Annotated in this window: 11 protein-coding genes; 7 read left to right on the top strand and 4 right to left on the bottom strand. The window is 64.4% G+C overall.

All coding sequences use genetic code 11. The annotated features are described in order from the left end of the window. Positions 1-270: 270 nt before the first annotated feature. The 3 genes from AT395_RS16445 to AT395_RS16435 all read left to right on the top strand — a co-directional run bounded on the left by AT395_RS16445 (position 271) and on the right by AT395_RS16435 (position 3,993). A complete protein-coding gene (locus tag AT395_RS16445; protein WP_048629788.1) occupies positions 271-1,116 on the top strand; it encodes an IclR family transcriptional regulator in 846 nt (281 codons plus the stop codon). 272 nt (positions 1,117-1,388) lie between these two features. Beyond that, positions 1,389-2,261: a 4'-phosphopantetheinyl transferase family protein gene (locus AT395_RS16440; RefSeq protein ID WP_048629787.1), complete on the top strand. Its 873-nt coding sequence runs from the start codon at positions 1,389-1,391 to the stop codon at positions 2,259-2,261. A 127-nt stretch (positions 2,262-2,388) separates the two neighbouring features. After that, positions 2,389-3,993, top strand: coding sequence for an ABC transporter substrate-binding protein (locus AT395_RS16435; protein WP_042116689.1), 1,605 nt, complete (start codon positions 2,389-2,391; stop codon positions 3,991-3,993). 72 nt (positions 3,994-4,065) lie between these two features. Here AT395_RS16435 and AT395_RS16430 read toward each other — a convergent pair whose 3' ends face one another. Genes AT395_RS16430 through AT395_RS16415 form a run of 4 tightly spaced genes read right to left on the bottom strand, consistent with a single transcriptional unit; the run spans position 4,066 to position 8,841 of the window. Beyond that, positions 4,066-4,956, bottom strand: coding sequence for an NAD(P)-dependent oxidoreductase (locus AT395_RS16430; RefSeq protein WP_048629786.1), 891 nt, complete (start codon positions 4,954-4,956; stop codon positions 4,066-4,068). Beyond that, positions 4,953-6,698: a dihydroxy-acid dehydratase gene (gene ilvD, locus AT395_RS16425; protein WP_048629785.1), complete on the bottom strand. Its 1,746-nt coding sequence runs from the start codon at positions 6,696-6,698 to the stop codon at positions 4,953-4,955. The genes AT395_RS16430 and ilvD overlap by 4 nt, the downstream gene beginning before the upstream one ends. A gap of 47 nt (positions 6,699-6,745) precedes the next feature. Beyond that, on the bottom strand, positions 6,746-7,525 hold the full coding sequence (locus AT395_RS16420) for an SDR family NAD(P)-dependent oxidoreductase (protein WP_048629784.1): 780 nt from the start codon (positions 7,523-7,525) through the stop codon (positions 6,746-6,748). After that, positions 7,522-8,841: an MFS transporter gene (locus AT395_RS16415; RefSeq protein WP_042116681.1), complete on the bottom strand. Its 1,320-nt coding sequence runs from the start codon at positions 8,839-8,841 to the stop codon at positions 7,522-7,524. The genes AT395_RS16420 and AT395_RS16415 overlap by 4 nt, the downstream gene beginning before the upstream one ends. Positions 8,842-9,119: 278 nt before the next feature. Here AT395_RS16415 and AT395_RS16410 point away from each other — a divergent pair, with 278 nt between their 5' ends. The 4 genes from AT395_RS16410 (at position 9,120) to AT395_RS25625 (ending at position 12,776) form a co-directional block, all read left to right on the top strand. Beyond that, complete coding sequence (locus tag AT395_RS16410) at positions 9,120-10,088, top strand: LysR family transcriptional regulator (RefSeq protein WP_042116679.1); 969 nt, start codon at positions 9,120-9,122, stop codon at positions 10,086-10,088. A 443-nt stretch (positions 10,089-10,531) separates the two neighbouring features. Then, complete coding sequence (locus AT395_RS25630; RefSeq protein ID WP_156890207.1) at positions 10,532-11,236, top strand: hypothetical protein; 705 nt, start codon at positions 10,532-10,534, stop codon at positions 11,234-11,236. Positions 11,237-11,646: 410 nt separating this feature from the next. Then, positions 11,647-12,450 carry a MetQ/NlpA family ABC transporter substrate-binding protein gene (locus AT395_RS16400; RefSeq protein ID WP_042116678.1) on the top strand — a complete coding sequence of 268 codons (804 nt, stop codon included), beginning with the start codon at positions 11,647-11,649 and terminating at the stop codon, positions 12,448-12,450. 164 nt (positions 12,451-12,614) lie between these two features. Continuing rightward, complete coding sequence (locus tag AT395_RS25625) at positions 12,615-12,776, top strand: hypothetical protein (RefSeq protein WP_156181660.1); 162 nt, start codon at positions 12,615-12,617, stop codon at positions 12,774-12,776. Positions 12,777-12,805: the final 29 nt, after the last annotated feature.

Here is a 12,805-nt window from a genome sequence, read left to right as displayed (position 1 = left end):
GCCCGCGTGTGACGGGGACGTCTCCTCATCCCGATGTGATACGCCCCGGTGGGCCAAAGTTGGCCGGCAACCCCTTGCCCGCGAAGCGTTCACATTCTCTGAATCTATTAAGCGTAAATATAATACGCATTGCGTAAATTAGTGGACTGGGGTTAACCTCTAGTCCCGTCGAGGCCGGGCGACGGCGATTTGCATCATAAAATCTCGCGGATGACCACAATCAAACGACCCACAGCAGGCCGTCCGCGTCGCGCGGCCGAGCCTTCCGGCATGACGGATAGCCTGGCGGCATCCGACATCGACGCTTCCGGCGCACCGCGCGAGCGCGGGCGGCGTCAGCGCGTTCAGTCGGCTGAAACCGGCATGGTGGTACTCAAGGGGCTGGCCCGTCTGGGTGGTCGTGCGAGCCTCACGGCACTCGCCTTGCATGTGCAGCAAAGCCCCGCCAAAGTTCACCGCTATCTCATGAGTCTCGTGGAAGAGGGGCTCGTCGCGCAGGACACCGATTCGCAGCATTATCATCTGGGGCTCGAAGCGATGCTCATCGGCGTGGCCGCCATGCGGCAGGCCGATCCGGTGAGGGCGGCCGAGCCGGCGCTCGTGCGTCTGCGCGAGGCGTTCGACGTCACCTGCTTCATTGCCGTCATGGGCAACAAGGGGCCGACCATCGTGCGGTTCGAAGAGCCGGGGCTACCAGTGACGATCAACGTGCGCATCGGTTCTGTCATGTCGGTGCTCTGGTCGGCGGCCGGCCGTGTTTTCCTTGGCCTGCTCGACGATCCTCAAGTGCTGGCGATGGCCGAGGCCGAACTGGCGCAAGCCTCGCCGGAACATCGGGCCCAACTCGATGCGGCGGACCCCATCGGCGCACTCCGGGCGTCGGTGCGTGCGGCTCAGGGCGCGAGCGTACGCGATACCAACCTGACGGGGATCAGCGCATTGGCCGCGCCAGTGTTTAACTACGACGGCCGCCTAGTCGGCGTGATTACGGCGCTGGGCGCGACCGGCGGATTCGACGCCCGGATGGAGGGCCCCATTGGCGAAGCCGTGCGCCGCGAAGCCCTGGCCGCCAGTCATGCGCTGGGCTACCGTCCTGCGCTGCCCGCCAGCGCTTGATCCGTCAACGTTCGTCCGCCGTAGCCTAAATGAAGCAGCCGCACTTGCGGCTGTCCGCGCTTACCGTCCACCGCCTCTACGCAATACGTCCCCGGGCCCCACAAGCGCTTTCCGTCTCCTCGCGCACCCATTTCAGCGCGTTTCCGCTGCACGGCCCCAGGGATCCCTGTGCTATCATTTGATAATGATTCTCATTATCAAATGAATGGCCGCCGATGGCCTTGTGCAGAAGCAAGCCGCGTCATCGGAGACCTCGCCCGTGGAGGTCGTAAATGCTGATGTTGAAACGAACGGTTGATCTGACGCCGCGCGTAGCGTCGATTCCAACGCCTTCCATGACCTATGTGCCGCTGGGGCAGTTCGGTCAGGGGGAGCGCAAGCTGAGCGGTGGCGAACAGCATCGTGCGCTGGCCAGCAGCGACAGGCAGACTGCCGAGAAGTCCGACGGCGATCGGCCTGCTGCGGCGCATGCTTCTCCGCAATGCGGTGGTGACGAACTGTGGCTGTGGCGCTTTCTGCTCGCCGGACGCCCCTTCGGTGCGACGGGCGCGAGCGCCGGCGGGCCCGATGACGGCGCGACCTGGCTCTCGGCGGCGGAGCATGCGCTTGCGCGGCGGCTGCCACGCCCCCAGATGCGCCATCGCTTCTTGTCGGAGCGCATCGCACTACGCTGGATTTTCGGCCGCTGGTTCCATTGCCCTCCTGCGCAGGCGCCTGTCCCGGCACCTACGCCCGGGGTGTCGTCGCTCGCGTGCGACGGACCGCACGGTAAGGTTTGGGTCGATATGGCGCACGCGGGATTGTGGTTGTTCGTTGCCGTGGGGCAGGGGCCGGTCGCCCTGACCGCACACGCGCCAGCACCGACCGGGCCGGACGACACGGCACGGCGGAGTGCCCAGCAGGGCGATCCATTCTCGGTGGCGCGCGACGCCGCGCATCGCTTGTGTCTGGCGCGTCTGGCAGGCGAGGGGCAGGCGCTGGCGACGGGGGCGGCGATCCCGTTACTGGCACATCCCTACGTGAGCGTGCCTTATGCGGGGCGCACACGGTATCTCTACGACATGTCGGTCAGCTCCCGGCTGACCGTGGTGGCCGCGCGCGACAGCATCGTTCACCGCATGCGGGCCTTCGGTTGGCAGAACTGACGTTCGGCTTCGGGATTCGTGACAGCGGTTATATGCATATGCGCTCGTGTAAAGGCAGTTATCCTGAATTTGCGCTATTCTGGCCGGCTGCTTATCAACCGTCATCGACTTCCTGGAGAAGAAGCTCATGCACCGTCGCTCGCGTCGTCATCTCGCTGCTGTTCTGACCGTCCTTGCCCTGCCAATGGTGCCTCTCGTAGCGCACGCCAAACCGTTGACCGTGTGTACCGAAGCCAGCCCTGAAGGCTTCGATGTCGTGCGCTACAACTCGCTTACCACCACCAATGCGTCTGCCGATCCGGTGTTCAACCGTCTGGTCGAATTCGATGCGGCGCAGGCGAAAGTCGTGCCGAGTCTGGCGACCCGGTGGGAAGTCAGCCCCGATGGCCTGACCTACACGTTCACGCTGCGCCCGAACGTGAGCTTCCATAGCAACGACCTCTTCAAACCGACGCGCGCCTTCAACGCAGACGACGTTGTCTTCACGTTCGAGCGCATGCTCAACGACAACGCGCCGTGGCACAAGCTCACGCCGTCGGGCTTCCCGCATGCGCAATCGCTCTCGCTGGGCAAGCTGATCAAGTCCGTGCAAAAGGTCGACGACAACACCGTTCGCTTTACGTTGTCCGAGCCGGACGCCGTATTCCTGTCGATGCTGTCGATGGGTTTCGCGTCGATTTATTCGGCCGAGTACGCGGATAAGCTCATGGCTGCCAACAAGACGGATGAACTGAATGCGCGTCCGATCGGCACGGGGCCGTTTGTCTTCCGTAGCTATCAGAAGGACAGTGTTGTTCGTTTCGACGCGAACGCGTCGTACTTCGGCGGCAAGCCGGCCTCGGAACGCCTGATCTATACGATCGTGCCCGACGCCGCAGTGCGTGCCCAGAAGGTCAAGGTCGGCGAGTGCCAGATCGCACTGTCGCCCAAGCCGCTCGACGTGCAGGCGGCGCGCGGGGACAAGGCGCTCAAGGTTGTGGAAACGCCGGCCTTCATGACGGCGTTCGTCGCCATCAACACGCAGCACAAGCCGCTGAACGACGTGCGTGTGCGTCAGGCGCTGAATCTGGCGTTCGACAAGCCGAGCTACGTCAAGCAGGTCTTCGAAGGCACGGCAACCCCGGCGGCCAACGTGTATCCGCCGAATACGTGGAGCTACGCCAAGAACGTGGCGGATTATCCGCACAATATCGAGAAGGCGAAGAAACTGCTCGCCGACGCCGGTTTCCCGCAAGGCTTTGAAACGACGATCTGGACACGGCCGGCTGGCAGTCTGCTCAACCCGAATCCGCGCGTGGGCGCCGAGATGCTGCAAAGCGATCTGGCGAAGATCGGCGTGAAGGCGCAGATCAAGACCGTGGAGTGGGGTGAGCTGATTCGCCGGGGCAAGGCGGGCGAGCACGACCTGTTGTTCATGGGTTGGTCGGGGGATAACGGCGATCCCGATAACTTCCTCACGCCCCAGTTCAGCTGTGCGGCCGTGACCTCGGGCACGAACTTCGCGCGTTTCTGCGACGCCAATCTCGACAAGCTGATCAGCGACGGCAAACGCACGCCCGATGTGGCCACGCGTACTGCGAAGTATCAGGCCGCGCAGAAGACGATCAAGGAAGACGCGCTGTGGATTCCGCTGGCCCATCCGACGGCTGCGGTGATCACGCGCGCTGATGTGTCGGGCTATCAGGTGAGCCCGTTCGGCCGCCAGAACTTCGCGACCGTGCAGGTCAAGTAAAGCCTCGCGTGATGGCCGGCCGTGCCCTATGGGCATGGTCGGCCTCATTCACGTCATCGTGCCATTGCACGATCACGCCTGCGGCGAACTCTCGGCTTCGCCGATCCGGAAAATCTGGGACAAATCCCAATCCGCCATGCCGCGTTGCGCGGCGTCACTCAGCAGACGACGCACCTCGGGCAGCACGCGCTGCACCGTAGCGCTCGTGTGAGCGAGTTCAGCAATCGCATCGAGATCCTTGAGCATCACCCGAACCGTGCCGGTCGCTTGCGCCGGAGGGGTCACCATGCGCGGCCAAAGCGTTTGCAGCAGGACGGAATCGGCCCAGCCGCCTTGCAGAGCGAATGGCACGGCCGACGTGTCGATACCGCTGCGCTTGGCCAGTACAAAGGCTTCGTCCAACCCGGCGAGGGTGGTGGCGACGATCGCCTGATTCGCGAGCTTGGTGGTCTGGCCCGCGCCGGTATCGCCCATTCGCGTGACGCGCGAAGAGAACGCGTGAAGTACCGGGGTGAGCGCTTCGACGGCGTGCGCCGGGCCGCCAGCCATGATGGCGAGCGTGCCGGCCGCTGCGCCGGCGGTGCCACCGGACACCGGTGCGTCGATCCACACACTGCCGGTCGCGTCATGCCAGCGTTTGGCGAGCGTGCGGGTCAACGCCGGCGAGAGCGTCGAGTGATCGACGAGAAAGCGCGGCGGCGTGGCCGCGTGCACGAGCCCGTGCTCGCCAAAAACCACGTCCTCCACCGCCTTGCCGTCACCGAGGCAGAGCAGGGCGATATCGACGCATTCGCCCAGCGCCTGAGGGGTGACGCAGGCCATTGCGCCAGCATCGGTCAAGGCCGCGAGCTTCGCTGCCGAGCGGTTCCATACGGCGACGTCATGTCCGGCAGCGAGCAGGCGCTGCGTCATGGGTTCGCCCATGCGGCCGATGCCGCAAAAGCCGACACGTGAGATAGTCATCGATGTGTGTCCTCCCGGGTTGCCGTCTCACCGAGCGAGGCTTCGTAAGGCCATTCCACCGCCCCCGAATGTGTGACGGCGCCGAGCTTGGCGGGCCGCACGAGCGCTTCGTACTTTTCCAGTACACCGCCCAGACGTCCGCGCACGAACGGTCGGGTTTGCGCGGCCCGTGTGGCGAGTTCCTCGTCGGAGAGTTCGACGTCGAGCTTACCCTTGATGGCATCGATATGGATGCGGTCGCCGTCGCGCAATAAACGGATCGGGCCACCGGCCGCGGCCTCCGGACCCACGTAGCCGATACACATGCCGCGCGTTGCCCCGGAGAAGCGCCCGTCGGTGAGCAGCGCGACTTTTTCGCCCATCCCCTGCCCATAGATCGCGGCCGTCACGCTCAGCATTTCGCGCATGCCCGGCCCGCCTTTGGGGCCCTCGTTGCGAATGACCAGCACGTCGCCCTCGCGATACGTACCCGCCGAGACGACGGCCATGCAGTCCTCTTCCGTTTCAAACACGCGCGCGTTGCCTGAGAAGACCAGTTGCTTCAGGCCGGCCGTCTTCAGTGCAGCGCCGTCCGGGGCCAGGTTGCCGCGCAATACCACCAGTCCCGCGTTCGGCGAGAGCGGTTCGGTGTGCGGTTTGACCACGCGCCCGTCGGGCCCGGGAAACGCACGCAGCGCGACTTCGAGGGTCTCGCCGCTTTGCGTGAGCGTATCGCCGTGAATATGGCCGCCCGCGAGCAGCGCGTTGAGCACGGCAGGTACCCCGCCCACGTGATGCAGATCGACCGCCAGATAACGGCCGCCGGGCTGCATGTCGCCAATGAGCGGCGTGCGCGCGAGGACTTCGGAGACGTCGTCGAGCGTGAAGGAAATACCGGCTTCATGCGCAATCGCGGGAATATGCAGCATGGCGTTGGTCGAGCCGCCGGTGGCGGCCACGGCGGCGCAGGCGTTTTCCAGACTCTTGCGCGTGACCAGATCTCGCGGCAACGGGCCGCCGTTGCGCAGGGCGCGCATGACGTTTTCTCCTGCTCGCCGTGCGATGGCGATGCGCTCGCTATACACCGCGGGCACCATGGCCGAGCCCAGCGGCGCGAGACCGAGCACTTCCGCGACCATGGCCATGGTGTTCGCCGTGAATTGTCCGGGGCACGAGCCGGCGGTCGGCGTGCAGTGTTTTTCAATGCCGAGTAGTGTGTCGGCGCTCATGTCGCCGCGTTGCGCGGCGCCCACCGCTTCGATGGCGGTGAGGATCGTCGCTTGCGTGCCGTCCGGCGCCACGCCCGGCAGCATTGCGCCGCCGAACAGGAACACCCCGGGCACGTTCACGCGCACCATGCCCATGAGAATGCCGGGCAGCGTCTTGTCGCAGCCGGCCACGCCAACGAGGGCGTCGTAGCAATGCGCACGCACGAACAGCTCGACGCTGTCGGCAATCGTCTCGCGCGAGACCAGCGAGAAGCGCATGCCGGCGTGATTCATCGAGGTGCCGTCCGACACCGAGATTGCCGAGCCGCGGATCGGCACGCCGCCGCCGGCTGCCACGCCCAGCCGGACATTGTCCGAGACCTGATTCAACGACATGGAGCAGGGCGTGTTCTCACCAAACGTATCGACAATGGCGACGAACGGTTTTTCGATGGCGGCGTCGTCGAGACCGGTGGCGCGAAGAAACGCGCGGTGCGGCGTGCGCGTCACGCCTTCAGTCACGGTTCGGGAGCGGTGTTTGTGCAGATCTGTCATGGGGACTTCCTTATGTTGTGTTGCGCGCGCTGCGCTGACGCCGTCGCTCAGGTGTTCAGCAGCAAACCGTTTTCGATGGCGAGCACCTGACCGGTCATTGCCGGCGCATGGGCGGCGAGGAACCAGGCGAGGTCCGCGATTTCCGAGGGCTGCGAAACGCGTTTGAGCGGCGCGTTCTCGCGCATGCCGTCGACCACGCGGGCATAGGCGTCGTCGCCGAGCACACGACGCAGCAGACCGTCATCGACCATGCCGGGTGCAATGGCGTTCACGCGCACCTGCGGGGCGAGATTGCGCGCGAGCGAGAGCGTCAGCGAATTGACGGCCCCTTTCGACGCAGCATAGGCAATCGACGACCCCGTGCCGTTGAGCGACGCCAGCGACGAAATGTTGATGACGGCGGCAGACGACGCGCCCGCCGGACGTTCGCGCAGCAACCCAGCGGCGGCACGTGTCATCTGGAACATCCCGATCAGATTGACGCGATAGATTCGCTCGAACTCGGCGTCGTCGATCGCCTCGAGGTCGCTGTGCGGGATCACGCGCGTGGTGCCTGCGCTGTTCACCAGCGCGTCGAGCCGGCCCCACTGCGCGCCGACGGCACTCGCCATGTGGCGGCATGCGGCGTCGTCACCGACATCGGCATCGATAACGAGCGTTTGCGCACCGGCGTCGCGGCACTGCGCTGCGACCGATTCCGCCGCAGCGCGGGTGCTGTCGTCGAAGTTGTTGATGGCCACGGCCCAGCCCTCGCGGGCGAAGCGCAGGGCCGTGGCGGCGCCGATGCCGGTGGCGGCGCCGGTCACGAGGCAGACGGGAAAATTCATGCGTGACTCCGTTGCGGCTTCAGAGACAGTACGATGCAGGCACCGCCGACCAGCGCGCACGCCAGCACGATCATGCCCGGCAGCAATTGGCCGGTGCTGTCCTTGAGAAAGCCAATGACATACGGACTGACGAAGCCCGCGAGGTTGCCGGTCGAATTGATCAGCGCGATGGCCGCCGCCGCACCGGCGCCGCCCATCATTGCCGTGGGAATGCCCCAGAAGACCGGTGCGATCGAATTGATACCGATGGCTGCCACAATGAGCGCTGCCATCGACCACCACAGATGCTGGGCGAGCAACACCGAGGCCAGCATGCCGGCGGCCCCCAGCACACAGCACACGGCCACATGCACGCGGCGTTCGTTATGACGGTCGGCGTGGCGAGCGACCAGAATCATGGCGATGGCGCTCACGAGCGACGGCACCGCCGAGAGCAGCCCGATGTTGCCGAGGTTGGCAACGCCGGCTGCGCGGATCATCGTTGGCAGCCAGAACACGAGGCCGTAATTGCCCATCGCGATACAGAAGTACAGCAGGCCGAGCAACCAGACCTTGCCGTTACCGAACACCTCCCGCACGCTCTGGTGGGCGCGTGTACTGTCGTCGGCCGCGAGGTCCTGAGCAAGCAGGCGCTTCTCGTCCGCGTTCAGCCACTTCACTGTCTCGATCCGGTCCTGCAACACGAAGAACGCGGCGATGCCCACGAACAGCGAAGCGATGCCCTCGATCAGGAACAGCCATTGCCAGCCGGCGAGGTCGTGCAGACCGCCGAAGCGCTGCATGATCCAACCGGACAGCGGGCCGCCGATGGCGCCGGACACCGGAATCGCCACCATGAACAGGGCGATGATCTGCGAGCGCTTGTTCGAGGGGAACCACTTAGAGAGGTACAGCACGATACCGGGGAAGAAACCGGCTTCGGCCACGCCGAGCAAAAAGCGCAGCACGTAGAACGAGACCGGCCCCTGCGTGAACATCGTCAGGCAGGAGATGATCGACCACGTGACCATGATGCGCGCGATCCACATGCGTGCGCCTACGCGATGCAGGATCAGATTGCTAGGCACTTCGAAAATGAAATAGCCGAGGAAGAACACGCCCGCGCCCGCGCCGTAAACCGTTTCGGATAACGACAGGTCTGCGAGCATTTCCAGTTTCGCGAAGCTCACGTTCACCCGATCGATGTACGCCACGATGAAGGCGAGAAAGAGGAACGGGATGATGTGCCAGGTCAGCTTGCGATACAGCGCGTTGCGCTGCATGGGGTCCAGGACGGCATGCGGCTGCGCGCCGGCGCCGGAAAGGGACGTGCTCATGGGTGATGTCTCCGTGGATGCGTGCCATTCGGCACGTCGAGTTATTGGGCAGCCTGTGCGCGTTCGGTTATACGGTGGCGTCTCGGACAGGCAGGGATGCGGTCGTGCTCGACTGTCCGATGCCCCAGGGAGGTCCCCGCGCGGCCATACTGCTCGATCAGAGGGTAAGGGCAGGGCGGGCACTGCGGCAAATCACACTTTGTGCTCGCGGCATTACCGTTTGGTTATGATGTCGGCGTTCCGCGCCTATACGACGCTACGGCTTTTTTGCGCCCGCCATGTCAACGACGACCGATACCTCGATAGAACGTTTTTTCCGTAGTGGCCTGAAGCTGGGGCATTTGCGCATATTGGTGACGCTGGGCGAACTGCGGCAGGTCACGCGGGTGGCGGCGGCGTTTCACGTCACGCAGCCGGCCATCTCCAAGCAGATTGCGGAGATTGAAGAGGCGCTGGGCGCGCCGGTCGTGCGTCGCGTGGGCAATGCCGTGGAGCTGACCGGCATCGGGCGCGTGCTTGTCGAGCGAGGCCGCGAGATTCTCCGGCAGATCGAACTGGCGCGGCGCGACGTCAGTGCGCTGAGCGCCGGTACGGCAGGCCATGTGCGCTTCGGCGCCGTGGTCACGATTCCGCAGCCGCTGATCGCGCATGCGGTCGAATTGTTCACGCGGCGCGCGCCGAATGCGTCGTTTTCTTTCGTGGAAGCCACACTCGACCGTCTGCTCAAGATGATGGACGAGGGCAATCTCGATCTGGCGCTCGGGCGCAATCGCGTGACCGGCCACTTGCCCGTCATGCGTCACGAATCGCTGCATCATGAGCCGTTCGTGTTTGTGGTCGGCACACGCCATCCGCTGGGCGGGCATGACAGTGCCGACAGGCCTGTCACCTGGGAGGATCTCCAGGATGTGCGCTGGATCACGCCGATGCGTGGTTCGCCCGCGTTCGCAACGATGGTGGAGATCCTTGCCGAACATGGCGTCACATTGCAGCGTCCGGCTATCGAGTCGAGTTCGCTGGCGTTGAATCTCTCGTTGCTCCGAGGTGGGGATTTTGTCTCGATCCTGCCGCTGTCGCTCGCTCGCCGCTATGTTCAGCGCGGCTCGATGCGAGTGCTGCCACTACCGCCACTCGGCCCCTTGGGCGAGGCGATTCTCTACTGGCGCGAAGATACGACGACCCCTGCTGCGCAACTCTTCGCCGCGTGTTTACGAGAGTCGTCGGCCGAACTGATCGACGCCAACTGAGCCAATGGTCGTGCATCGCGTTCCTCGTCGGCACTGCGGGCACACGCGTTGCATCAGGTGTGCCGTACGGTTCGCGAGCCGGTGTCGTGACGGTGAATCGTGCGGGCAGACGATCGTTGAGCAGGAACGATCTGCGTTGCAAGCGTTTCAAGAACGATACGTTTTCGGCAGGCGCTCTTTCGATGTCTCGCAGATTGAGTTATTAATTTCTTTTAAATCAATGGGTTGAATCGTCTGGCACGGAATTCGCGTATGTGAATCGTGTATGGCGAAGCGCTAACCCGGAATTTCCGCAGGCAGTTGGCAAGGATTCCCTGTGCATCAACGCACGGGCGGCCCCCCTATTGCCTGTTTTCGTTGAAGCGCACACGCCGTAACGCAGAACTTTCTGGCGGGGTTCTGTGTGTTCCGAAGTGAAAGTACGCGTGCGCGGGGAGGGGACCATGAACGGGTTCAAGGCGACTTTGGTGGGCGCAGCGGCGGTAGCCATGCTGTGTGGGATTTCGATCAATGCGTCGTATGCCGCCGGGGGTGGCGGTGGGCGCGGCGGGGGGGGCGGCATCGGTTTTGGCGGCGCGGGTGGATTCGGCGGACTGGGTGCGTTTGGAGGACCCGGCGGGACTGGAACTGGCGTTGGCGTAGGGGTAGGCGTTGGTATCGGCGGCGCGGGAGGCTGCGGTTGCGGCGGACACGGCGGTGGCCCCGGCGGCGGCGGTGGCCCCGGTGGCGGCGGTGGCCCCGGTGGCGGCGGTGGCCCCGGTGGCGGCGGTGGTGGCGGCGGTGGCGGTGGCGGTGGCGGCGGCGGCGGTGGCGGTGGCGGCGGTGGTGGCGGCGGCGGCGGTGGCGGTGGCGGCGGTGGTGGCGGTGGTGGCGGCGGCGGCGGCGGTGGCCCCGGTGGCGGCGGTGGTGGCGGCGGTGGCGGCGGTGGCGGCGGCGGTGGTGGCACCGGCGGTGGGACAGGTGGCGGCACCGGTGGTGGTGTTGGGGCAGGCTCCGGCGGCGGTGGTGGCGGTTCCGGTCCTGGCGGACTCGGTATTGGCGGTTCGGCCGGTGGCAACGGGCTTGCCGCCTTCGGCGGCCCCAGCGGATTCGGTGGTGGCGGTGGATGTTCGATGAATGGCCAGAACGGCGAGGAGCCGTGTCCCTGAGCCAGTCGGGGGCAGCCTGCACACGCTCGGCACAGCGCGTGCAGGGTCTGCTCAGCATTGCAGCGGTATAGCGAGTCTCACAGGTTAATCGTCGGTTCCTGATGCGACCGGCTGGCGGCGCTGCCGTCAGCCGTGCCACCCCCCCGGCCCGTGATCAGGCTGTTCTCCCGACGACGCGCCCCCTCGGTAAATCGAGGGGGCTTTTTTTCATTTGCCAAGCCTATCGAAACGAATGGGGGATATGGAAATACCAATTATGTATTTCGCGTAAACCCGCACCTGTGGCAGCATCCGGGGTCTGGGTTGCGCGAGGGGCTAATGTTCTTCCGTAACCGCTGCGGGCCCATCAGGCTCGCGTGATACCGAACAGGCGCCCAACAGGCGTCAAATAAGCAAAGGAGAAATCGCACATGCTGTCCCGTCAACTGATTAACGCGTTCCTCGGCGCTACGTTTGCGCTGGCATCCCTCGGCGCCTCGGCTCAGACGGCCGACAAGCCTTTGAAGGTCGGCACAATGGCCGGCTCGGACGCGCAGATCTTCGAGGTGGTGAAGAAGGTAGCGCATCAGCGCGGCCTCGAAATCAAGATCATCGAGTTCAGTGACTACGCACAGCCGAATGCCGCGCTCGACGCCGGCGATCTCGACGCCAACGGCTTCCAGCACAAACCGTTCCTCGACAGCCAGATCAAGGACCGTGGCTACAAGATCGTGAGCGCCGGTCTCACGTACGTCTCGCCGCTGGGCTTCTATTCGAAGAAGTTCAAGTCGCTCAAGGATCTGCCGAACGGCGCGAAGGTCGGTATTCAGAACGACCCGTCGAATGGCAACCGGGCGCTGCTTCTGCTGCAAAAGGAAGGTCTGATCAAGTTGCGTGCAGGCCTGCAAGGCAAGAATGCCACGCCGCTGGACATCGCCGAGAACCCGAAGAAGCTGAAGATCGTGGAACTCGAAGCTGCACAATTGCCGCGCGCATTGCCCGATCTGGACGCCGCTTCGATCAACACGAACTTTGCCGCGCAAGCCGGTCTGGTGCCGCAACGTGACGCCATCGCCATCGAAGACCTGAAGGGGCCGTATGCCAATCTGATCGCCGTGCGCGTGCAGGATGCGAACAAGCCGTGGGTCAAGCAACTGGTCGAGGCCTATCACTCGGAGGAAGTGAAAAAGTTCATCGAAACCCAGTTCAAGGGCGCGCTGATCGCGACGTGGTAGGCATTGAAGCCGCTTCCGATGCGTGTTGCACGCATCGTCGAGGCAATGAAAAACCGGGGTTTCGACCCCGGTTTTTTTATGCCTGCGCCGCTCGGAGATCGGGACAACGGCATGAAAATGGTTGACTAGAATGGAAGCATCACCCCGACCGACAGGAGGCCGCCATGTCCATGCTCAACGTTTCGATGATGCTTGTGGCGCTGCTCGTCGGCTTTGCCATCGGTATGCTCGTCGATCATTTCTGGGTGACACATCACGACGAGTCGGCAGAGCACAAGCGTCTGGACTGGCACGAGATGTGGGATCGCATCCGTCACCAGCATTGACCGGGCGTTTTGCGCTCGCTCGATGATCC

It is taken from the genome of Pandoraea apista, from assembly GCF_001465595.2.
Classification (GTDB): domain Bacteria; phylum Pseudomonadota; class Gammaproteobacteria; order Burkholderiales; family Burkholderiaceae; genus Pandoraea; species Pandoraea apista.
This window is presented reverse-complemented; position numbering and strand designations above follow the sequence as displayed.

Coding starts and splice junctions, on each gene's coding strand:
- ilvD (WP_048629785.1), bottom strand. CDS start 6,698: ATGACAGATCTGCACAAACACCGCTCCCGAACCGTGACTGAAGGCGTG.
- AT395_RS25630 (WP_156890207.1), top strand. CDS start 10,532: ATGAACGGGTTCAAGGCGACTTTGGTGGGCGCAGCGGCGGTAGCCATG.
- AT395_RS16400 (WP_042116678.1), top strand. CDS start 11,647: ATGCTGTCCCGTCAACTGATTAACGCGTTCCTCGGCGCTACGTTTGCG.
- AT395_RS16415 (WP_042116681.1), bottom strand. CDS start 8,841: ATGAGCACGTCCCTTTCCGGCGCCGGCGCGCAGCCGCATGCCGTCCTG.
- AT395_RS25625 (WP_156181660.1), top strand. CDS start 12,615: ATGTCCATGCTCAACGTTTCGATGATGCTTGTGGCGCTGCTCGTCGGC.
- AT395_RS16430 (WP_048629786.1), bottom strand. CDS start 4,956: ATGACTATCTCACGTGTCGGCTTTTGCGGCATCGGCCGCATGGGCGAA.
- AT395_RS16440 (WP_048629787.1), top strand. CDS start 1,389: ATGCTGATGTTGAAACGAACGGTTGATCTGACGCCGCGCGTAGCGTCG.
- AT395_RS16420 (WP_048629784.1), bottom strand. CDS start 7,525: ATGAATTTTCCCGTCTGCCTCGTGACCGGCGCCGCCACCGGCATCGGC.
- AT395_RS16445 (WP_048629788.1), top strand. CDS start 271: ATGACGGATAGCCTGGCGGCATCCGACATCGACGCTTCCGGCGCACCG.
- AT395_RS16410 (WP_042116679.1), top strand. CDS start 9,120: ATGTCAACGACGACCGATACCTCGATAGAACGTTTTTTCCGTAGTGGC.
- AT395_RS16435 (WP_042116689.1), top strand. CDS start 2,389: ATGCACCGTCGCTCGCGTCGTCATCTCGCTGCTGTTCTGACCGTCCTT.